19 protein-coding genes and 1 riboswitch are annotated in these 19,056 nt (G+C 72.9%); of the genes, 10 read left to right on the top strand and 9 right to left on the bottom strand.

The features are described 5' to 3' along the window. Window positions 1-43: 43 nt before the first annotated feature. Complete coding sequence (locus ACZ7D7_RS11710) at window positions 44-673, top strand: TetR/AcrR family transcriptional regulator (protein ID WP_470823883.1); 630 nt, start codon at window positions 44-46, stop codon at window positions 671-673. Between the two features lie 546 nt (window positions 674-1,219). Next, window positions 1,220-2,734: a phytoene desaturase family protein gene (locus tag ACZ7D7_RS11705; RefSeq protein WP_470823882.1), complete on the top strand. Its 1,515-nt coding sequence runs from the start codon at window positions 1,220-1,222 to the stop codon at window positions 2,732-2,734. Window positions 2,735-2,765: 31 nt separating this feature from the next. Here ACZ7D7_RS11705 and ACZ7D7_RS11700 read toward each other — a convergent pair whose 3' ends face one another. The 5 genes from ACZ7D7_RS11700 to ACZ7D7_RS11680 all read right to left on the bottom strand — a co-directional run bounded on the left by ACZ7D7_RS11700 (window position 2,766) and on the right by ACZ7D7_RS11680 (window position 7,322). Next, window positions 2,766-3,707 carry an SCO2102 family sporulation regulator gene (locus tag ACZ7D7_RS11700; protein WP_470823881.1) on the bottom strand — a complete coding sequence of 314 codons (942 nt, stop codon included), beginning with the start codon at window positions 3,705-3,707 and terminating at the stop codon, window positions 2,766-2,768. Between the two features lie 56 nt (window positions 3,708-3,763). Beyond that, a complete protein-coding gene (metF, locus tag ACZ7D7_RS11695) occupies window positions 3,764-4,687 on the bottom strand; it encodes a methylenetetrahydrofolate reductase [NAD(P)H] (RefSeq protein ID WP_470823880.1) in 924 nt (307 codons plus the stop codon). Window positions 4,688-4,798: 111 nt separating this feature from the next. Then, window positions 4,799-5,452 carry a thiamine phosphate synthase gene (gene thiE, locus ACZ7D7_RS11690; RefSeq protein ID WP_470823879.1) on the bottom strand — a complete coding sequence of 218 codons (654 nt, stop codon included), beginning with the start codon at window positions 5,450-5,452 and terminating at the stop codon, window positions 4,799-4,801. Window positions 5,453-5,612: 160 nt separating this feature from the next. Next, window positions 5,613-5,978: an Rv2175c family DNA-binding protein gene (locus ACZ7D7_RS11685; protein ID WP_470823877.1), complete on the bottom strand. Its 366-nt coding sequence runs from the start codon at window positions 5,976-5,978 to the stop codon at window positions 5,613-5,615. Between the two features lie 102 nt (window positions 5,979-6,080). After that, complete coding sequence (locus tag ACZ7D7_RS11680) at window positions 6,081-7,322, bottom strand: NAD(P)/FAD-dependent oxidoreductase (protein ID WP_470823876.1); 1,242 nt, start codon at window positions 7,320-7,322, stop codon at window positions 6,081-6,083. A 159-nt stretch (window positions 7,323-7,481) separates the two neighbouring features. Then, window positions 7,482-7,593: riboswitch (TPP riboswitch) on the top strand. Here ACZ7D7_RS11680 and thiO point away from each other — a divergent pair. From thiO to ACZ7D7_RS11655, 5 genes are all read left to right on the top strand, one after another. Next, window positions 7,591-8,754, top strand: a complete 1,164-nt coding sequence (gene thiO, locus ACZ7D7_RS11675; protein ID WP_470823875.1) for a glycine oxidase ThiO — start codon at window positions 7,591-7,593, stop codon at window positions 8,752-8,754. (Overlaps the previous riboswitch by 3 nt.) After that, window positions 8,751-8,951 carry a sulfur carrier protein ThiS gene (gene thiS, locus ACZ7D7_RS11670; RefSeq protein WP_470823874.1) on the top strand — a complete coding sequence of 67 codons (201 nt, stop codon included), beginning with the start codon at window positions 8,751-8,753 and terminating at the stop codon, window positions 8,949-8,951. Before thiO ends, thiS begins: the two co-directional genes overlap by 4 nt. A 2-nt stretch (window positions 8,952-8,953) precedes the next feature. Then, complete coding sequence (locus tag ACZ7D7_RS11665) at window positions 8,954-9,748, top strand: thiazole synthase (protein WP_470823873.1); 795 nt, start codon at window positions 8,954-8,956, stop codon at window positions 9,746-9,748. Between the two features lie 166 nt (window positions 9,749-9,914). Next, window positions 9,915-11,843: a Stk1 family PASTA domain-containing Ser/Thr kinase gene (gene pknB, locus ACZ7D7_RS11660; protein ID WP_470823872.1), complete on the top strand. Its 1,929-nt coding sequence runs from the start codon at window positions 9,915-9,917 to the stop codon at window positions 11,841-11,843. 85 nt (window positions 11,844-11,928) lie between these two features. After that, the gene (locus tag ACZ7D7_RS11655) at window positions 11,929-12,810 is read left to right on the top strand and encodes a deoxyribonuclease IV (RefSeq protein WP_470823870.1); all 882 of its coding nucleotides are present in this window, start codon (window positions 11,929-11,931) and stop codon (window positions 12,808-12,810) included. 45 nt (window positions 12,811-12,855) lie between these two features. On the opposite strand, the gene ACZ7D7_RS11650 is transcribed toward ACZ7D7_RS11655, so the two are convergent. Next, the gene (locus ACZ7D7_RS11650) at window positions 12,856-13,503 is read right to left on the bottom strand and encodes a sulfite oxidase-like oxidoreductase (protein ID WP_470823869.1); all 648 of its coding nucleotides are present in this window, start codon (window positions 13,501-13,503) and stop codon (window positions 12,856-12,858) included. Window positions 13,504-13,698: 195 nt separating this feature from the next. Between ACZ7D7_RS11650 and bfr the strand changes: the two genes are divergently transcribed. Further along, the gene (gene bfr, locus ACZ7D7_RS11645) at window positions 13,699-14,178 is read left to right on the top strand and encodes a bacterioferritin (protein WP_470823868.1); all 480 of its coding nucleotides are present in this window, start codon (window positions 13,699-13,701) and stop codon (window positions 14,176-14,178) included. A gap of 20 nt (window positions 14,179-14,198) precedes the next feature. On the opposite strand, the gene ACZ7D7_RS11640 is transcribed toward bfr, so the two are convergent. After that, the gene (locus ACZ7D7_RS11640; RefSeq protein WP_470823867.1) at window positions 14,199-14,450 is read right to left on the bottom strand and encodes a (2Fe-2S)-binding protein; all 252 of its coding nucleotides are present in this window, start codon (window positions 14,448-14,450) and stop codon (window positions 14,199-14,201) included. Window positions 14,451-14,594: 144 nt separating this feature from the next. Continuing rightward, the gene (locus ACZ7D7_RS11635) at window positions 14,595-15,947 is read right to left on the bottom strand and encodes a class II 3-deoxy-7-phosphoheptulonate synthase (RefSeq protein WP_470823866.1); all 1,353 of its coding nucleotides are present in this window, start codon (window positions 15,945-15,947) and stop codon (window positions 14,595-14,597) included. Window positions 15,948-16,055: 108 nt separating this feature from the next. Here ACZ7D7_RS11635 and ACZ7D7_RS11630 point away from each other — a divergent pair, with 108 nt between their 5' ends. Both ACZ7D7_RS11630 and ACZ7D7_RS11625 read left to right on the top strand, forming a co-directional pair. Continuing rightward, entirely contained in the window at window positions 16,056-16,112 is a 57-nt protein-coding gene (locus ACZ7D7_RS11630; RefSeq protein WP_121888102.1) for a trp operon leader peptide, read from the top strand. A gap of 99 nt (window positions 16,113-16,211) precedes the next feature. After that, on the top strand, window positions 16,212-18,095 hold the full coding sequence (locus ACZ7D7_RS11625) for an anthranilate synthase family protein (RefSeq protein ID WP_470823864.1): 1,884 nt from the start codon (window positions 16,212-16,214) through the stop codon (window positions 18,093-18,095). Here ACZ7D7_RS11625 and ACZ7D7_RS11620 read toward each other — a convergent pair. Further along, window positions 18,047-19,042 (bottom strand): 2-hydroxyacid dehydrogenase, encoded by a 996-nt coding sequence (locus ACZ7D7_RS11620; RefSeq protein ID WP_470823863.1) that lies wholly within the window; start codon window positions 19,040-19,042, stop codon window positions 18,047-18,049. The two genes, ACZ7D7_RS11625 and ACZ7D7_RS11620, sit on opposite strands and share 49 nt — an antisense overlap. Window positions 19,043-19,056 lie beyond the last annotated feature (14 nt).

Below are 19,056 nucleotides of genomic sequence, written 5' to 3'. Positions count from 1 at the left end.
CACCGTGCCCGGGAAGGGCCGCGTTCCTGTGAGAATCGGGACCATGGAAAGCAGCAGCACCGCGTCGGGCGGCAGAACCCGCCGTGAGATCACCCGGCAGAAGCTCTACGAGGCGGCCGTCACGCTCATCGCCGAGCAGGGCTTCTCGGCCACCACGGTGGACGAGATCGCCGAGCGGGCCGGAGTCGCGAAGGGCACGGTCTACTACAACTTCGCGAGCAAGTCCGTCCTGTTCGAGGAGCTGCTGCGGCACGGCGTCGGCCTTCTCACCGCGTCCCTGCGGGAGGCGGCCGAGCGGGTCGCGCGCGAGGGCGGCGGCAAGGTCGACGCCCTGGACGCGATGATCCGCGCGGGACTCGTCTTCATCGACCGCTACCCGGCCTTCACGCAGCTGTACGTGGCGGAGCTGTGGCGCACCAACCGTGCCTGGCAGTCCACGCTGATGGTGGTCCGTCAGGAGGCCGTCGCGGTCGTCGAGGGCGTGCTGCGCGAGGGGGTGGCGGGCGGCGAGTTCAGCGAGGAGATCGACGTGCCGCTGACGGCGGCCGCGCTGGTCGGCATGGTGCTGGTGGCCGCGCTGGACTGGCAGGCCTTCCAGCCGGAGCGCTCCCTGGACGACGTGCACGCGGCGCTGTCCCGCCTGCTGCAGGGCAGGGTGAGCGGCCGCGGCTAGAGCGGCCACGCGCGTGAGGCACGGCGACGGAGCCGGTCGGCGTGTGAGCCGGACGCACGCATGAGCCGGCGCGCGCGTGGCGCGGAAAAGCGCCGGTCCGTCGTGGCCGCGTCCCCCGCGGGCCACCGTCGACCGGCGCTTCCCCTTGCTCCCCCGTACGTCCCCCCGTCGGACCCCCGTTTCCGGTCGTCCCCCGGGTCTCCCCCGTGCCTCACTCCCGCCGACCGCCGGTCGGCGGAAGGAGCGGATCGAGGGCCGCACCGTTCCGGCGCCCCGTGTCGTCGGTGCCGGTGCCGCGCCCCTTCTCCGTGCCTCCACTCTGTCGTTCGAGCGGGTCGGCCCCCATCCGCGCGCGTACTCATCTCGCGATCTAGGTACGGGTACTCAGGCCTGCGCACCCGCCCTCACGGACCCGCGCCGCGCCTGGTGCCGATCGCGTCCGCGCCGGTACTCCCCCTCACCGGCCCGTCCCCCGGCGAGGGCCGGAAAGCCGCTGCTCACGGGGCTGCGGCGGGACTGTCGGTGGGGGCGGCTAAAGTCCCTGGCATGGCACGGATTGCGGTGATCGGCGCCGGCATGGGCGCGATGGCTGCCGCCGCCCGGCTGGCCGTCGCGGGCCACCGGGTGACGGTGTACGAGCGGACGGAGACGTACGGCGGAGCGCTGCGCCGTGTGGAACGGGACGGCTTCTCGTTCGACACGGGCCCGGGGCTGCTGCCGCTGCCCGCCGTCTGGCGCGATCTGTTCGTCAAGACCGGCAAGGAACCGCTGGAGGCCTGCGTCGACCTCGTCCAGGTCGACCCGTCGTCGCGGCACGTCTTCGCGGACGGCACGGAGGTCGCGCTGCCGAACGCGTCACGCGCGGGCGTCGTCGCGGCCCTGGACGAGGCGCTGGGCGGGGGCGCGGGCGGCCGCTGGGGCGACTTCCTGGTGCGCGCCCGCGAGGCCTGGGACCGCACGCGCCGGCCGCTGCTGGAGGAGCCGCTGTGGCCGAACTGGCAGGTGCTGGCCGAGCGGGAGCCGTATCCGGCGGTCCCGCACAAGCGGCTGCTGCGCACGCGCCGGGCCGGCACGCTGGCCGAGGTCGCCGCGTGGGAGCTGCGGGACGCGCGGCTGGCCGCCCTGCTGGAGAGCCACGCGCTCGCGTACGGCCTGGACCCCCGGGTGACGCCGGCGAGCGCGGCCGTACTGCCGTACATGGAGCATGCCTTCGGCATGTGGTACGTGCGCGGTGGGCTGCGCGAGCTGGCCCGCGCGGTGCACGAGCGGTGCGTGGCACGCCGGGTGGAGTTCCGCTTCGGCGCCGAGGTGACCGCGATCGTGGAGAAGGACGGCCGGGCGGCGGGCGTGGAGTCGGCCGACGGGGGCGTGGCCGAGGCGGACTTCGTGGTCGCCGGTGTCGCGCCGGGCGTGCTGGCCCGGCTCACCGGAGGGTCGCGGACGCGCGGGGGCGGCGAGGTCCCGCCGCAGCGGGGGGCGGCGAGCCGGCTGACGGTGCTGCTGGCGCTGCGCGGGGCGCGGCCGGAGGGCGTGGCGCACCGCACGGTGGTGCACGCGGCGGACCGGGACGGGGAGTTGGACGCGCTCTTCGGCACGCCGCCCGGCAGGGTCGGGCCGCCCACGGTGACGGTCTTGCGCCCCGACGATCCCGGACTGGTCCCGGACGCCGGCCACGAGGCCGTGACCCTGACGTCGACGGTGCCTGCCCGGTGGGGCGAACAGGGCGCTGGTGCGGAGGAGTTGGCCCGTCACGCCGACGACATGATCGCCGCCGCCGAGCGGGCCGTGCCGGGTCTGCGCGACCGGATGCTGTGGCACGAGGTGCGCACGCCCGCCGACATCGCCGACGAGACCGGCGCCGAGGCCGGTGCGGTTCCCGCGCCCGCGCTGGCGGCGGCCGGCGGCCGGCTGCTGCACCCGGCGAACAGCACGCGCGTGCCGGGCCTGTTCACCGTGGGCGGCTGGGCCCACCCGGGCGGCGGGCTGCCGCACGCGGGCATGTCGGGCGCGCTGGTGGCCGGGCTGATCGTGGAAGGGCCGGAGTTCCGCGGCTCGCAGTGAGCACGGGCGGCGCGCCCCCGGGCCGCGCCGCTCAGTAGCGGTACTGCTCGTCGTACCCGTTGCCGTGCGTCGGCTGCTGCGGCTGCTCGCCCTGGTAGGGGTAGGGCTGCTCGGGCGGCAGTTCCCCGCCGTAGGGGTCGTCGGTGTTGCGCTGCTGCGGCACCCACACGCCGCCGGCCGGGGTCTCGCCGCCGTAGCCCGCGGCGTACTGGTCCTGCGGGTAGCCCTGCTGGCCGTACGCCTGCTGCCCGTAGGCCGCCGGGTCGTACGGCTCGCCGCCGTAGGCCTGCGTGCCGATGTACGGGTCGGAGTAGGCGGCGTACTGCTGCTGGCCCGTGGTGTCGTAGCCGTAGTTCTGGTCGTAGCCGCTCTGGTAGCCGTAGGCGTAGTTCTGGTCGGCGCCCTGGGCGGCGGCCGCGTGCTGCGGGTCCGCCTGGGGGTAGCCCGTGTCGCCGTATATGCCGTACGAGCCGGTGTCGTCGGGCAGGGGCTGGGGCTCGTAGACCGCGGTGGTCTCGGCGGCCGTCGGGGCGGCGGCGGGACGCGCGGGCGTGAACACGTCGTCGCGGTCGTAGTCGTCGTGGCCGTGGGACGGGCCGTCGTCACTCTGTGTGTGCGCGCCGTCGCCGTAGCCGCTGTCGGCCGTCTCGAGTCCGGAGACCTCCAGGGAGGGCTCCTGGCGGTCGCGGTCGTAGCGGCGGGACTTACTGCTCAGGGCCGGCGCGTTGACCGCCCAGCCGGCCGCGAAGCCGCGTCGGAACGACAGCGTGACGTAGGTCTGCCCCACCGCGAAGGCGGCGGCGCCCAGTCCGATGACGACGACGGACGGAATGAGCACGCCGAGGACGACGCCGAGGAACCCGGCGAACGCCAGCAGCCGCCAGCGCAGGCGTGCCTTGTACTGCAGCAGCACCTCGCCCAGCAGCCACAGCGCGACGATGCCGAACGCGATGTAGAGGACCGTCCAGCCCATGTACGCCCCTCTCCCAGTGGCCGCTACGCAGTGTGTCGTAAACCCGTGCGGCCGGTCTAGGCCCGCGGTGGGTGGTGCAGGCCCAGGTTCTCGTAGATTTCCAGCGTGGCCGTGGAGTTGTTCAGCGTGATGAAGTGCAGCCCGGGGACTCCCTCGGACAGCAGCCGCGCGCAGAACTCCGTGGCGAACTCGATTCCAATGGAGCGTACAGCGGCCGGATCGTCCTGTGCTGTGAGGATCCGCTCTTTCAGGGCGTCCGGGATCGAGGCGTTGCTCAGCTGGGGCAGCCGCTCCAGCATCCGCACGCTGGTCACGGGCATGACCTCGGGGATGACGGGGGTGTCGCAGCCGGCCGCGTCGACTCGGTCACGCAGCCGCAGATACGACTCCGGCTGGAAGAACATCTGGGTGATGGCGTAGTCCGCGCCGGCCCGGCACTTGTCGACGAAGTGCGCGACGTCGGTGTCCCAGTCGGCCGAGCGCGGGTGCATCTCCGGGAAGGCCGCGACGCCCACACAGAAGTCGCCCGACTCCTTGATGAGCCGGACGAGTTCGGCCGCGTACGTCAGCCCCCGCGGGTGGGGGACCCACTCGCCCATCGGGTCGCCGGGCGGGTCGCCGCGCACCGCGAGCATGTTGCGGATGCCCGCGTCGGCGTACTGGCCGATGATGTTGCGCAGTTCGGCGACGGAGTGGTTCACCGCGGTCAGGTGGGCGACCGGGGTGAGCGTCGTGTCGGCGACGATCTGCTGGGTCTCCTTGACCGTCCCGGCGCGCGTCGAGCCGCCGGCGCCGTAGGTCACGGAGACGAAGTCGGGCGCGACCGCCTCGACCCTGCGCAGCGCGCTCCACAGGTTCCGCTCGCCCTTGGGCGTCTTCGGCGCCGAGAACTCGAAGGAGTACGTCGTTTTGCCGCCGGCGAGGATGTCGCGCACCGTTCGCGCGCGATCCGTCCTGGTGGATGCGGTTCCGAGGGCCATACCCGCAGGTTAGTCAGGCCGTGGCGGTCCCCCAACCGGATGCCGGAAATTTGCCCGAATTGTCCACTTCTTGTCCATCCCTTGGACATGTGGGCCCCGTCGGGGCCCGTATCACGCCTCGCGCAGCCGCTTGGCGAACTCCGCCGCCGCCGCGCCGGGGTCGTCCGCCTCGGTGATGGCCCGGACGACGACGACCCGGCGGGCGCCCGCCTGAAGCACCTGGTCCAGGTTGCCGAGGTCGATGCCGCCGATGGCGAACCAGGGGCAGTCGGTGCCGAGGGCGGCCGTGTACCGGACGAGGTCGAGACCGGGGGCGTGGCGGCCGGGCTTGGTCGGGGTGGGCCAGCACGGGCCGGTGCAGAAGTAGTCCACGCCGTCCTGGACGGCGGCCGCCGCGGCCTCGGACTCGGCGTGCGTGGAGCGGCCGATCACGACGTCGTCGCCGAGGATCGCGCGGGCGGCCGGGACCGGGAGGTCGCCCTGGCCGAGGTGGAGGACACCGGCGCGGGCGGCGTGGGCGACGTCCGCGCGGTCGTTGACCGCGAGGAGCTTGCCGTGCCGGGCGCAGGCGTCGGCGAAGACCTTCAGGTGCTCCAGTTCCTCGGCGGCCTCCATGCCCTTGTCGCGCAGCTGCACGATGTCGACGCCGCCGGCGAGGACCGCGTCGAGGAACTCGGGCAGGTCGCCCTGGCGCTTACGGGCGTCCGTGCAGAGGTAGACACGGGCGTCGCCGAGCGCGGCGCGTGCGGTGGCGGTGTCGGACATGGCGGGGTCCCCCGGTTCGGCGTGCGCGGGCGGGCGTGCCGTCGCTCGCGCACGGGTGTCTGTGGCGTACGGGCCGGACCGCCCCGGGTGTGGGCGGGCCGTGGCCGGGACCCCGGGAGGTCCGGCCCGTACGCCGGACGGTGTGTCGGTTCGGGCTCGGTCAGACGGCGAGCGCCTGGGCGCGGCGCTTCACCTCCGTGCCGCGATTCTCGCTCAGGGCCTGCGCGGGCGTGCCGGGCAGGCTGTCGTCGGGCGTGAAGAGCCACTCCAGCATCTCTTCGTCCGTGAAACCGTCGTCCCGCAGGAGCGTCAGGGTTCCGGACAGGCCCTTGACGACCTTGTCCCCGTCGATGAAGGCGGCGGGGACGTGCAGCGCGCGGTTCTCACCACGGCGCACGGCGATGAGCTGGCCGTCCTTGACCAGCTGCCGCACACGCGTCACCTCGACGCCGAGCTGTTCGGCGATGTCGGGGAGGGTGAGCCAGGCGGGGACGAGAGCATCGATCTTTGCGTCAATCTCGGTCACGGAATCAAGCCTGCCATCTGCCACTGACAGTCGGAAGTCGGAGCCCCCCGAGTCGGCGCGTGTACGGATCGTGTACGGGGCGTGCCGTGCCGGTGAGCAGAGTCAGGCCGTCGCCGTCTTCAAGGGCCGTGCCGGGTCCGCGAGCAGCCGCGGGTCCATCACGGCGCCCGCCTCGATCAGCCGCCGGGACTGGGCCAGGTCCCTGGGCCGGCCCACCGCGAGCAGGGCGACGAGGTGGTCGTCGCGCAGCCAGCAGACGGTCCAGGCCGGTCCGGACGGGTCGCCGCGCCACAGGACGGTGTCGGCGGCCGTGTGGTGGCCCGCGTACTGCACGAAGCGGCCGAACTGCTCGGACCAGAAGTACGGCACCGGGTCGTAGACGGCGGGGGTCTGGCCGATCGCGCCGCCGACGATGTTCCGGGCGACCGTGCGCGGCCCCTGGAGCGCGTTGTCCCAGTGGTGCACCAGCAGCCGCTCGCCGTACCGCGCGGACGGGAAGGAGGCGCAGTCGCCGACCGCGTACACGTCCGGCGCCGAGGCCCGCAGCTGAGCGTCGGCGACCACCTCGCCGTGCGTGCCCAGGTCGATGCCGGAGCCGGCGAGCCAGGCGGTGGCCGGGCGGGCGCCGATGCCGACGACGACCGCGCCGGCCGGGACGCGCGAACCGTCGTCCAGGAGGACGGCGCCGGGTTCGACGCCCGCCACGCGCGTGTGCGTGCGCAGGACGGCGCCGGCGTCGGCGTACCAGGCGGCCATCGGCTCGGCCACCTCGGCGGGCAGCGCACCCGCGAGCGGGCGTTCGGCCGCCTCGACCACGGTCACCGCGCAGCCCGCCTCGCGCGCCGCCGTGGCGAACTCGGCGCCGATCCAGCCGGCGCCGACGACCACGATGTCGTGCTGCCGGGCGAGCACGGGCCGCAGCCGTTCGGCGTCGTCCAGGGTGCGCAGCAGGTGCACCCCGGGCACGCCCTCGGCGCCCGGCAGGCGGATCGGCTCGGCGCCGGTGGCGAGCACGAGCACGTCGTACGGCACCGGACCCTCGGCGGTGTCCAGTTCGTGGTCGGCGGGGCGGACGCCCAGCACCTCGCGGCCGAGCCGGAGTTCGATGCCGAGCGCCTCGAAGTCGACGTCGAAGGCGGAGCCCTCGGCCGTGCCGAGCAGGACGGCCTTGGACAGCGGCGGCCGGTCGTACGGCTGGTGGGGTTCGGCGCCGATCAGCGTGACGGTGCCCGTGAAGCCCTGTTCCCGCAGGGCGACGGAGGTCTGCACGCCGGCCATGCCGGCACCCACGACGACCACGCGGCGTGGCGTGTCCCCTGCCCGGTCCTGCGTCTGCTCGCTCACCTGATCACCATAGACAACTGACAATTTGTCAGTCAGCGGTCGTGCTCCGTGACCTGCTCCACACACGCCGGCCCCCTTCCCGCCCGGGCCCGCCCGTTCCCGCCCGGCCGTGCGGGCTCCCTTACCCGCCGCGCGGTGCGAGGGCTAGGGTGGCCGACGTAAAGCACTCGCGGGAGCCCGGACGCACCGGGCTGAGAGGGAGGCTGGCGGCCTCCGACCGTACGAACCTGATCCGGGTCATGCCGGCGAAGGGAGGGGCTGGACGCCCATGTCGCCCACACGCACACCAGACGTCCTCGTCGTCGGGGGCGGGATCATCGGGCTGGTGACGGCCTGGCGGGCCGCGCAGCGCGGATTCGCCACGGCCGTCGTCGACCCCGAGCCGGGCGGCGGAGCCGCCCAGGTGGCCGCCGGGATGCTGGCCGCCGTCACGGAACTGCACTACGGCGAGCAGACCCTGCTCGCCCTCAACCTGGAGTCGGCCCGCCGCTACCCGGACTTCGCTGCGGAGCTCACCGACCTGACCGGGCTCGGCCTCGGCCACCGCCGCTGCGGCACGCTCGCCGTGGCGCTGGACGCCGACGACCGCGCCCACCTTCGTGAACTGCACGCGCTCCAGCGGCAGTCCGGGCTGGAGTCGGAGTGGCTGTCCGGGCGGGAGTGCCGGCGCCTGGAGCCGATGCTCGCGCCCGGCGTGCGCGGCGGCCTGCGCGTCGACGGGGACCACCAGGTCGACCCGCGGCGGCTGGCCCGCGCCCTGGTGGTGGCCTGCGAGCGGACCGGCGTCGTCTTCCACCGGCAGTGGGCCGAACGGCTCACGCACGCCGGCGACCGGGCCACCGGCGTGGTCACCGCCGACGGCACGGAGCTGGCGGGCGGTCAGGTGGTCCTCGCGGCGGGCAGCCTCAGCGGGCGGCTCGCCGGTGTGCCGGACGCCGTGCTGCCGCCCGTGCGTCCCGTGAAGGGTCAGGTCGTCCGGCTCGCCGTGCCACAGCGGTACGCGCCCTTCCTGAGCCGCACCGTGCGCGCCGTGGTGCGCGGCAGCCAGGTGTACCTGGTGCCCCGCGAGAACGGCGAGCTGGTGATCGGCGCGACCAGCGAGGAACTGGGCTGGGACACCACGGTCACCGCGGGCGGCGTCTACGAGCTGCTGCGGGACGCGCACGAGCTGGTCCCGGGCATCACCGAGCTGCCCCTGACGGAGACCCGGGCGGGGCTGCGCCCCGGCTCGCCGGACAACGCGCCGCTGCTCGGCCCGACCGAGCTGCCGGGCCTGCTGCTGGCCACCGGGCACTACCGCAACGGCGTGCTGCTCACGCCGGTCACCGGCGACGTCATGGCGTACGCGCTGGCCACCGGGGAGCTGCCCGAGGAGGCGCGCCCCTTCACCCCGAAGCGTTTCAGCACCGCACTCACGGAGCAGCCCGCATGAACATCTCGGTCAACGGCGAGCCCCGGGATGTCCTGCCCGGCACGGCTCTCGACACCGTCGTGAGGTCGCTCACCGCGGCGCCGTCCGGCGTGGCCGCCGCCCTCAACGAAACCGTCGTACCGCGCGGCGAGTGGCCGTCGACGCCCCTGTCCGAGGGCGACCGCGTCGAGGTCCTCACCGCCGTCCAAGGAGGCTGACCATGGCCGACGATCCCTTCGTCCTCGGCGGTACGGCGTACTCGTCCCGTCTGATCATGGGCACCGGCGGTGCGCCCAGCCTCGACGTGCTGGAACGCGCTCTGGTGGCCTCCGGCACGGAGCTGACGACCGTCGCGATGCGGCGGGTGGACCCGTCGGTGCACGGGTCCGTGCTGTCGGTGCTGGACAGGCTGGGCATCCGGGTGCTGCCGAACACGGCCGGCTGCTTCACCGCGGGCGAGGCCGTGCTGACCGCGCGCCTGGCCCGGGAGGCGCTCGGCACGGATCTGATCAAGCTGGAGGTCATCGCCGACGAGCGGACCCTGCTGCCCGACCCGATCGAGCTGCTGGAGGCGGCGGAGACGCTGGTGGACGACGGGTTCACGGTGCTGCCGTACACGAACGACGATCCGGTGCTGGCGCGGAAGCTGGAGGACGTCGGCTGCGCGGCCGTGATGCCGCTCGGGTCGCCGATCGGGTCGGGGCTCGGGATCCGCAACCCGCACAACTTCCAGCTGATCGTCGAGCACGCGCGCGTGCCGGTGATCCTGGACGCGGGGGCGGGGACGGCGTCCGACGTGGCGCTGGCGATGGAGCTGGGGTGCGCGGGGGTGATGCTGGCCTCGGCGGTCACGCGGGCGCAGGAGCCGGTGCTGATGGCCTCCGGCATGCGGTGTGCGGTGGAGGCGGGGCGGCTGGCGTACCGGGCGGGGCGGATTCCGCGGCGGCACTTCGCCGAGGCGTCGTCTCCCGCGGAGGGCCTCGCCGTGCTGGATCCGGAGCGGCCGGCGTTCTAGGGGGTTCTCCCAGCCGCGCACCGCCCGTTTCCAGTCGGCCGAGAAGTGCGCCGGCCTCCTGCGGCTGAGCAGCGTCGGCGGCTTTCCCTCGTGCGAAGCGTCACAGGTCGGCTCCAGTAGCCCACTCCGGGCTTTCGTGTCAGTGGTGGCTCGTACACTCACCTGCGTGGACACGACCCTTCAGGACCCTCTGGTCGGGCAGCTGCTCGACGGGCGGTACCGCGTCGAGGCGCGGATCGCGGTCGGCGGGATGGCCACGGTCTACCGGGCCGTGGACACCCGCCTCGACCGCGTGCTCGCGCTCAAGGTGATGCATCCGTCGCTCGCGGCCGACGGGTCGTTCGTGGAGCGGTTCATCCGCGAGGCGAAGTCGGTGGCGCGCCTGGCGCACCCCAATGTGGTGCAGGTCTTCGACCAGGGCACCGACGGTCCGTACGTGTACCTCGCCATGGAGTACGTCGCGGGCTGCACCCTGCGTGACGTGCTGCGCGAGCGCGGCGCGCTCCAGCCGCGGGCCGCCCTCGACATCCTGGAGCCGGTGCTGGCCGCGCTGGGCGCCGCCCACCGCGCCGGTTTCGTGCACCGCGACATGAAGCCGGAGAACGTCCTCATAGGGGACGACGGCCGCGTCAAGGTCGCCGACTTCGGTCTGGTCCGGGCCGTGGACACGGTGACGAACACCAACGGGACCGTGCTCGGCACGGTCGCCTACCTCGCGCCGGAGCAGGTGGAGAACGGGACGGCGGACCCGCGCGTCGACGTGTACGCGTGCGGCGTCGTCCTCTTCGAGATGCTGACCGGCGAGAAGCCGCACGACGGGGACTCCCCCGCGACCGTGCTCTACAAGCACCTGCACGAGGACGTGCCGCCGCCGTCGGCCGCCGTGCCCGGCATGGCGTACGAGCTGGACGAGCTGGTCGCGTCGGCGACCGCCCGCACCCCGGACGTCCGGCCGCACGACGCGGTGGCGCTGCTCGCGCGGGCCCGCGAGACGCGCGCCGCGCTCAGCGCCGACCAGCTGGACGCGATGCCGCCGCAGGCGCTCGCCGCGGACCACGACATCGCCGAGGACCGTACGAGCGTCATCCCGCGCGCGCTGACGGTGCCCCGCCCCCTGCCGGTCAACGAGGACGACGAGGCGGCGGGCGTGCACCGCACGAGCCGGTTCCAGTCCCCTCCCCCGCCCCCACGCCGTCGCGGCCCCGGGCTGCGCGGCCGGGGTCCGCTGACGGTCGTGCTGGCGGTGATGCTGGTGTTCGGCGTCGGCGCGGGCCTCTGGTACATCAACTCCGGCCAGTTCACGAAGGTCCCGCCGCTGCTGACGAAGACGGAGGCGCAGGCCAGGGAGCGGCTGGCGGAGGCCGGGCTCGACGTGGGCGCGGTGCGGCACGCGTACAGCGACACGGTGAAGCGGGGCACGGTCGTCAGCACGGACCCGGCGGTGGGCGCCCGCATACGGCAGAACGACTCCGTGACGCTGACGATCTCCGACGGCCCGAAGAACGTGAAGGTGCCGGACCTCGCCGGCTACCGGCTCGACAAGGCGCGGGCGATGCTGAAGCAGGACGGCCTGGAGCCGGGCATGGTCACGCGCGAGTTCAGCGAGGACGTCCCCCGGGGTTTCGTGATCTCGACGGAGCCGGCGACGCGCACCACGGTCCGCGCGGGCTCGGCCGTCGCGCTCACCGTCAGCAAGGGCAGCCCGATCGACGTGCCGGACGTCACGGGTGACGACCTGGAGGACGCGCGCGCCGAGCTGGAGGAGGCCGGCCTGAAGGTGAAGGTCGCCCCCGAGCCGGTCAACTCCGAACACGACAAGGGCGAGGTGGCCCGGCAGTCCCCGGCGCCCGACGCGCGCGCCGCCGAGGGCGACACGGTGACGCTGACCGTGTCCAAGGGCCCGGAGATGGTCGAGGTGCCGGACGTGGTCGGTGACAGCGTGGAGGACGCCAGGCAGGAGCTGGAGGAGGCGGGCTTCGAGGTCGAGGAGGACCGCGGTCTGCTCGGCCTGTTCGGCGACAGCGTCGAGGAACAGTCCGTGGCGGGCGGCGAGACGGCCCCCAAGGGGTCGACCATCACGCTCAAGATCCGCTGACCGCCGACCGGCGAGACGCGGCGGTCGGGGGCGGGTGGCATCCGGCGACGGGACGGCTCGCGCGGCATGACACCCTGACCGGGTGATGAGTCAGCAGTCCGGCCGTTCCCGCAATCCCGTCGGCGGCCACGTCCCCGTCGCCGGCGGTCTCCACTCCGTCGGCCTGTCGTACGCCCGCGACCTCGGCGCCGAGACCGTGCAGGTCTTCGTCGCCAATCCGCGCGGCTGGGCCACGCCGGTCGGCAACCCCCGCCAGGACGAGGCGTTCCGCGCGGCGTGCGAGGCGGAGTCGATCCCCGCGTACGTGCACGCCCCGTATCTGATCAACTTCGGCTCCCACACGGAGGCGACCGTCGAGCGCTCGGTGGAGTCGCTGCGGCACTCGCTGCGGCGCGGCCGGGAGATCGGGGCGCTGGGCGTGGTGGTGCACACGGGCAGCGCGACGGGCGGCCGGGACCGGTCGGTGGCGCTGAAGCAGGTCCGCGAGCACCTGCTGCCGCTGCTGGACGAGCTGACCCACGACGACGATCCGTTCCTGCTGCTGGAGTCGACGGCCGGTCAGGGCGCCTCACTGTGCGCGCGGACCTGGGACTTCGGGCCGTACTTCGAGGCGCTGGACGCCCATCCGAAGCTGGGCGTGTGCCTGGACACGTGCCACATCTTCGCGGCGGGACACGACCTGACCGGGCCGAGCGGCATGCACCAGACGCTGGACCTGCTGGTCGACACGGTCGGCGCGGGCCGGCTGAAGCTGATCCACGCCAACGACTCGAAGGATGTGGTGGGCGCCCACAAGGACCGGCACGCGAACATCGGCGCCGGTCACATCGGCGAGGACCCGTTCCGCGCGCTGATGACGCACCCCGCGACCGAGGGCGTGCCGCTGATCATCGAGACGCCCGGCGGCAAGGAGGGGCACGCGGCGGACGTGGAGCGGCTGAAGAAGCTCAGGGAAGCCGGGGACTGAGCCGGCGGCCCGCACCGCGCGCGGCACGGCGGCCGTGCGGCCGGGTCACAGCTCGGGGCCCTCGCCGGGCTCCTCCTGGTAGGAGTAGCGCTGTTCCTTCCAGGGGTCGCCGACGTTGTGGTAGCCGCGCTCCTCCCAGAAACCGCGGCGGTCGGCGGTCATGTACTCGACGCCGCGCACCCACTTCGGGCCCTTCCACGCGTACAGGTGCGGCACGATCAGGCGCAGCGGGAAGCCGTGTTCGGCGGTGAGGAGTTCGCCGTCCTTGTGGGTGGCGAACAGGGTGCGGTCGGCGGCGAAGTCGGCCAGCCGCAGGTTGGAGCTGAAGCCGTACTCGGCCCACACCATCACGTGGGTGACGGAGGGCGCGGGCGGCGCGATGTCGAGGACGGTGCGGGCGGGGATGCCGCCCCATTCGGCGCCGAGCATGCTGAACTTGGTGACGCAGTGCAGGTCGGCGACGACGGTGGTGTACGGCAGTGCCGTGAACTCCTCGTGGTTCCAGCAGTGCTTCTCGCCGTCGGCGGTGGCGCCGAAGACCCGGAACTCCCAGCGCTCGGGGCGGAACTTGGGGACCGGCCCGTAGTGGGTGACCGGCCAGCCCCGCTGGAGCCGCTGTCCCGGGGGAAGCCCGGGCTGTGTCCCTGCTCCTGAATCGCGCTCTCCCGATTCGCGCTCCGCCGGCTGACCCATGACTCCATCCTGACAGACCTCGGATGATGCACCGGACCGGCCCCGCCGACACCGCGGGCAGCGATGCGCATTTCACCGCAACCCGGACTAAGCATGTACTTACTTACTAAGCGAAGACTTACTGGACGATCTTCTCCGGCGGTGCAATCATGCGGCGCAACCCGCCAGTTCCCCCGCCTGGAAGGAGCCTCTGCGATGCAGGGCGACCCCGAGGTCATCGAATTCCTCAACGAGCAGCTCACGGGCGAGCTCACCGCGATCAACCAGTACTTCCTGCACGCGAAGATGCAGGAGAACTTCGGCTGGACGAAGCTCGCGAAGTACACGCGGCACGAGTCGTTCGACGAGATGAAGCACGCCGAGGTCCTGACCGACCGGATCCTCTTCCTGGAGGGGCTGCCCAACTACCAGCGGCTGTTCCACGTCCGGGTGGGCCAGACGGTCAAGGAGATGTTCGAGGCCGACCGGCAGATCGAGGTCGAGGCGATCGACCGCCTCAAGCGCGGTATCAAGGTGATGCGCGAGAAGGGCGACATCACGTCGGCGAACATCTTCGAGTCGATCCTGGAGGACGAGGAGCACCACATCGACTACCTCGACACCCAGCTCGACCTGATCGAGAAGCTCGGCGAGGCGCTCTACCTGGCGCAGCTCATCGAGCAGCCGGAGAGCTGAGAAACCCCTGCGGAGTCGGTCTAGGCCGCCTCGTCCAGGCCGGGACCGGCCGGAAGGTCGGAGAGCACCGGCATGCCCTGCTCGGCGAGATCGCGGCGGGGGCAGGCGCCCCGGCCGAGGATCGCCTGGATGCGCCGTACGCACGACCCGCAGTCCGTACCGGCCTTGCAGGCCGAGGCTATCTGGCGGGGGGTGCAGGCACCGTCCTCCGCGTGCCGCTTGACCTGCTGTTCGGTGATCCCGAAGCAACTGCAGACGTACACGCGGCTCACCTCCCGGCGGGATTCGTAGGTCGTGCCGTCCCGACTTTCTCGGTGAGGCAAACCTAACCTTACCCGTAGGGCAGGTGGCGTAAAAGTGGGGTGGGGCGCGGATCGTATGTGATCCGCGCCCCACAGCACGCTGTGCCCGGGTGCCTACTGGTCGCGGTACATCTCGGCGACCAGGAACGCCAGGTCGAGCGACTGGCTGCGGTTGAGCCGCGGGTCGCAGGCCGTCTCGTAGCGCTGGTGCAGGTCGTCGACGAAGATCTCGTCGCCGCCGCCCACGCACTCCGTGACGTCGTCGCCGGTCAGCTCCACGTGGATGCCGCCCGGGTGGGTGCCCAGCTCCTTGTGGACCTCGAAGAAGCCCTTGACCTCGTCCAGCACGTCGTCGAAGCGGCGCGTCTTGTGGCCGGAGGCCGCCTCGAAGGTGTTGCCGTGCATCGGGTCGGTCACCCAGGCCACCACCGCGCCCGACGCCGTGACCTTCTCCACCAGCTCCGGGAGCTTGTCGCGGATCTTGTCGGCGCCCATGCGGACGATGAAGGTCAGCCGGCCCGGCTCGCGGTCCGGGTCCAGGCGCTCGATGTACTGCAGCGCCTCCTCGGCCGTGGTCGTCGGGCCGAGCTTGATGCCGATCGGGTTGCGGATCCGGGAGGCGAACTCGATGTGCGCGTGGTCCAGCTGCCGGGTGCGCTCACCGATCCACACCATGTGCGCCGACACGTCGTACAGCTGACCCGTGCGGGAGTCGACGCGGGTGAGCGCCGACTCGTAGTCCAGCAGCAGCGCCTCGTGCGACGAGAAGAACTCGACGGTCTTGAACTCCTCCGGGTCGGCCCCGCAGGCGTGCATGAAGTTGAGCGCGTTGTCGATCTCGCGGGCGAGCTGCTCGTAGCGCTGGCCGGACGGCGAGGACTTCACGAAGTCCTGGTTCCAGGCGTGCACCTGGCGCAGGTCGGCGTAGCCGCCCGTCGTGAAGGCGCGCACCAGGTTCAGCGTGGACGCCGACGCGTGGTACATGCGCTTGAGCCGCTCGGGGTCCGGGACGCGCGCCTCCTCCGTGAACTCGAAGCCGTTGACGGAGTCGCCCCGGTAGGTCGGGAGCGTCACGCCGTCGCGGGTCTCGGTCGGCTTGGAGCGCGGCTTGGAGTACTGGCCGGCGATCCGCCCGACCTTCACGACCGGCACCGAGGCGGCGTACGTCAGCACGGCGCCCATCTGGAGGAGGGTCTTGAGCTTGTTGCGGATGTGGTCGGCGGACACCGCGTCGAAGGCCTCGGCGCAGTCGCCGCCCTGGAGAAGGAACGCCTCTCCCTTGGCGACGGACGCCATCCGGGCGCGCAGCTGGTCGCACTCGCCCGCGAAGACGAGCGGCGGATACGACTCGAGGTCCGCGATCGCTGCGCGCAGAGCCTCGGCGTCGGGGTACTCGGGCTGCTGCGCCGCGGGCAGGTTTCGCCAGGTGTTGCCGGCGCTCTGGCCGGTCTTAGCGTTCACGGTCACGACCTCAACATTACGGGGTGACGTCGCGCCTTCCGGCGGATGCCCAGGAAGTGAGACGCGGCGTACAGCCCCCGGACGCGGCGTGGGACGTCGGGTAGGGTGCGCCGTATGTTCGCGCACTCGACCCGCACCTGGTGGTGGACCGCTCCCTCGGCGGCCCACTGACTGCGCGTACGCACCGACTTCGCGAAGGCCGCCCGAGGGGCGGCCTTCGGCGTTTGCGGCCCGGGTCGTCCCTCCTTCCCAGAAGGACCAACGACGACCATGAATCTCACCGAGCTGTCGGGCGGTTCCCGCCCGTTCGCCCTGCTGCGCCGCCGCTCCCCCGGACACGACCACGACGTGGTCGAGCTGCTGCTCGGCCCGGTGGCGGCGTACGACCGGCTGGCGGACCTGCCGGACACGTGCCTGGCGCTGGTGCCGTTCCGGCAGATCCGCGAGCGCGGCTTCGACGTGCGCGACGACGGCACGCCCCTGCTGGCGCTGACGCCCGAGGAGACCTGCGAGATCCCGCTCGCCGACGCCCTCGCCCAGCTGCCGGGACACGACGTGCGCGTCGAGGACGGCGGCTTCGACGTGGCCGACGAGGAGTACGAGCGCATCGTCGGGCGGGTGCTGGACGAGGAGATCGGGCGCGGCGAGGGCGCCAACTTCGTGATCCGGCGCACCTACCGGGGGGAGATCCCGGGCTACGGGCGGGCCGACGCGCTGGCGCTGTTCCGGCGGCTGCTGGAGGGCGAGCGGGGCGCCTACTGGACCTTCGTCGTGCACACCGGGGACCGCACGCTGGTGGGCGCCAGCCCCGAGGTGCACGTGCGGATGTCCGGCGGGACGGTCGTGATGAACCCGATCAGCGGGACGTACCGCTACCCGGCCGAGGGTCCCACCCCGGAGCACCTGCTCGGCTTCCTCGCCGACGGCAAGGAGATCGAGGAGCTGTCGATGGTGGTCGACGAGGAGCTCAAGATGATGTGCACGGTCGGCGACATGGGCGGCGTCGTCGTCGGGCCCCGGCTGAAGGAGATGGCCCACCTCGCGCACACCGAGTACGAGCTGCGCGGCCGGTCCTCGCTGGACGTGCGGGACGTGCTGAGGGAGACGATGTTCGCGGCGACCGTCACCGGGTCGCCGGTGCAGAACGCCTGCCGGGTCATCGAGCGGCACGAGTCCGGCGGGCGCGGCTACTACGCGGGCGCGCTGGCCCTGATCGGCCGCGATGCGGGCGGCGCCCAGACCCTCGACTCCCCCATCCTGATCCGCACCGCCGACATCGACGCGGCCGGGCGGCTGCGGGTGCCGGTCGGCGCCACGCTCGTGCGGGGCTCCGATCCGGCGGGCGAGGTGGCCGAGACCCACGCCAAGGCGGCCGGGGTGCTCGCGGCGCTCGGCGTCCGGCCGGCCCGGCCGCGGGCGGAGCGGACGGGGGCGCGGCGGCTCGCGGACGACCCCCGGGTGCGGGCGGCGCTGGACGGGCGGCGGGCCTCGCTCGCGCCGTTCTGGCTGCGGATGCAGGACCGGTCCGACGCGCTCACCGGGCACGCGCTGGTCGTCGACGGGGAGGACACCTTCACGGCGATGCTCGCGCACGTCCTGCGCTCGGGCGGCCTGGAGGTGACGGTGCGGCGGTACGACGAGCCGGGGCTGCGGGAGGCGGTGCTCGGGCACACCGGGCCGCTGGTGCTGGGCCCGGGGCCCGGTGACCCGTCCGACCTCGGCGACCCGAAGATGCGGTTCCTGCGGGAGCTGACCGCGCGGGTGGTGCGCGAGCACCGGCACGGGCTGCTCGGCGTGTGCCTCGGGCACGAGCTGATCGCGGCCGAGCTGGGCCTGGAGATCGTCCGCAAGGAGGTGCCGTACCAGGGGGCGCAGACGCGGATCGACCTGTTCGGGCGGGGCGAGACCGTCGGCTTCTACAACAGCTTCGTCGCGCACTGCGACGACGAGGCGCTGCGGGAACTGGCCGCGCACGACGTCGAGGTGAGCCGGGCCGCGAACGGCGAGGTGCACGCGCTGCGCGGACCCGGTTTCGCGGGCGTGCAGTTCCACCCGGAGTCGGTGCTGACGCTGAACGGTGCCGCGATCGTGCGGGAGCTGGTGGGTCAGCTGCGCGGCACGAGCACGTTCTCGGAGCGGTGGCCCGCCCGGTAGTCGAGGACGTTGCGCACGGTGGCGTCCACGATCTGGTTCACGGCGTCCACCGTGTAGTACGCCTGGTGGGACGTGACCAGGACGTTCGGGAACGTGACGAGGCGGGCCAGGGTGTCGTCGGCGATGGCCTCCAGGGACTTGTCGAGGAAGAACAGGCCCGCCTCGGCCTCGTACACGTCGAGGCCGACGCCGGTGAAGCGGCCGGCGCGCAGCTCGTCGACGAGGGCCGCGGTGTCGACGAGGCCGCCGCGGCTGGAGTTCACCAGGACCGCGTCGTCCTTCATGGCACGCAGCGCGGCGGCGTCGATGAGGTGCTGCGTCTCGGGCATCAGCGGGACGTGCAGGCTGACCAGGTCGGCCTCGGCGAGGAGCTGCTCCTTGGGGACGTACTTCATGCCGAGTTCCACGCAGGCCGGGTTCTCGGCGACGTCCCAGCCGAGCAGCCGCATGCCGAAGCCGTGGGCGATGCGGGCGAAGGCCTCGCCGATCTTGCCGGTGCCGAGGACGCCGGCGGTGCGGCCGTGCATGTCGCGGCCCATCAGTCCGTCGAGGCGGAAGTCGAAGTCGCGGGTGCGGGTGGAGGCGCGCACCACGCGGCGGTTGACGGCCATGGCGAGGGTCCAGGCGAACTCGGCGACGGCGTACGGCGAGTAGTACGAGACGCGGGCGATCGTCATGCCGAGGCGCTCGGCGACGTCGAGGTCGATGTTGTTGAAGCCGGTGGAGCGCTGGGCGACCATGCGGGTGCCGCCCGCGGCGAGGGTCTCCAGGACGCCGGCGCCGAGGTCGGCGTTGACACTGGAGGAGACGATCTCGTGTCCGGCGGCGATGGGCGCGGTGTCCTGGTTGAGGAAGACGTCCAGGCAGCGCACCGGGTGGTGGTCGCGGAACGCCCGCTCGATCAGGGGCCGTTCGTCGGCCTGGACGCCGAACGCCAGGATGTCCATGGGCTCCTCCGAGG

It is taken from the genome of Streptomyces sp. NPDC037054, assembly GCF_055606745.1.
The sequence above is the reverse complement of the archived record's forward strand: the minus strand, read 5'-3'. Positions and strand labels throughout refer to the sequence as shown.

Bases quoted from the DNA above. Each gene is read 5' to 3' on its own strand.
- ACZ7D7_RS11710 (WP_470823883.1), top strand. From the start codon at position 44: ATGGAAAGCAGCAGCACCGCGTCGGGCGGCAGAACCCGCCGTGAGATC.
- ACZ7D7_RS11705 (WP_470823882.1), top strand. From the start codon at position 1,220: ATGGCACGGATTGCGGTGATCGGCGCCGGCATGGGCGCGATGGCTGCC.
- ACZ7D7_RS11700 (WP_470823881.1), bottom strand. From the start codon at position 3,707: ATGGGCTGGACGGTCCTCTACATCGCGTTCGGCATCGTCGCGCTGTGG.
- metF (WP_470823880.1), bottom strand. From the start codon at position 4,687: ATGGCCCTCGGAACCGCATCCACCAGGACGGATCGCGCGCGAACGGTG.
- thiE (WP_470823879.1), bottom strand. From the start codon at position 5,452: ATGTCCGACACCGCCACCGCACGCGCCGCGCTCGGCGACGCCCGTGTC.
- thiO (WP_470823875.1), top strand. From the start codon at position 7,591: ATGTCGCCCACACGCACACCAGACGTCCTCGTCGTCGGGGGCGGGATC.
- thiS (WP_470823874.1), top strand. From the start codon at position 8,751: ATGAACATCTCGGTCAACGGCGAGCCCCGGGATGTCCTGCCCGGCACG.
- ACZ7D7_RS11665 (WP_470823873.1), top strand. From the start codon at position 8,954: ATGGCCGACGATCCCTTCGTCCTCGGCGGTACGGCGTACTCGTCCCGT.
- ACZ7D7_RS11655 (WP_470823870.1), top strand. From the start codon at position 11,929: ATGAGTCAGCAGTCCGGCCGTTCCCGCAATCCCGTCGGCGGCCACGTC.
- ACZ7D7_RS11650 (WP_470823869.1), bottom strand. From the start codon at position 13,503: ATGGGTCAGCCGGCGGAGCGCGAATCGGGAGAGCGCGATTCAGGAGCA.
- bfr (WP_470823868.1), top strand. From the start codon at position 13,699: ATGCAGGGCGACCCCGAGGTCATCGAATTCCTCAACGAGCAGCTCACG.
- ACZ7D7_RS11625 (WP_470823864.1), top strand. From the start codon at position 16,212: ATGAATCTCACCGAGCTGTCGGGCGGTTCCCGCCCGTTCGCCCTGCTG.
- ACZ7D7_RS11620 (WP_470823863.1), bottom strand. From the start codon at position 19,042: ATGGACATCCTGGCGTTCGGCGTCCAGGCCGACGAACGGCCCCTGATC.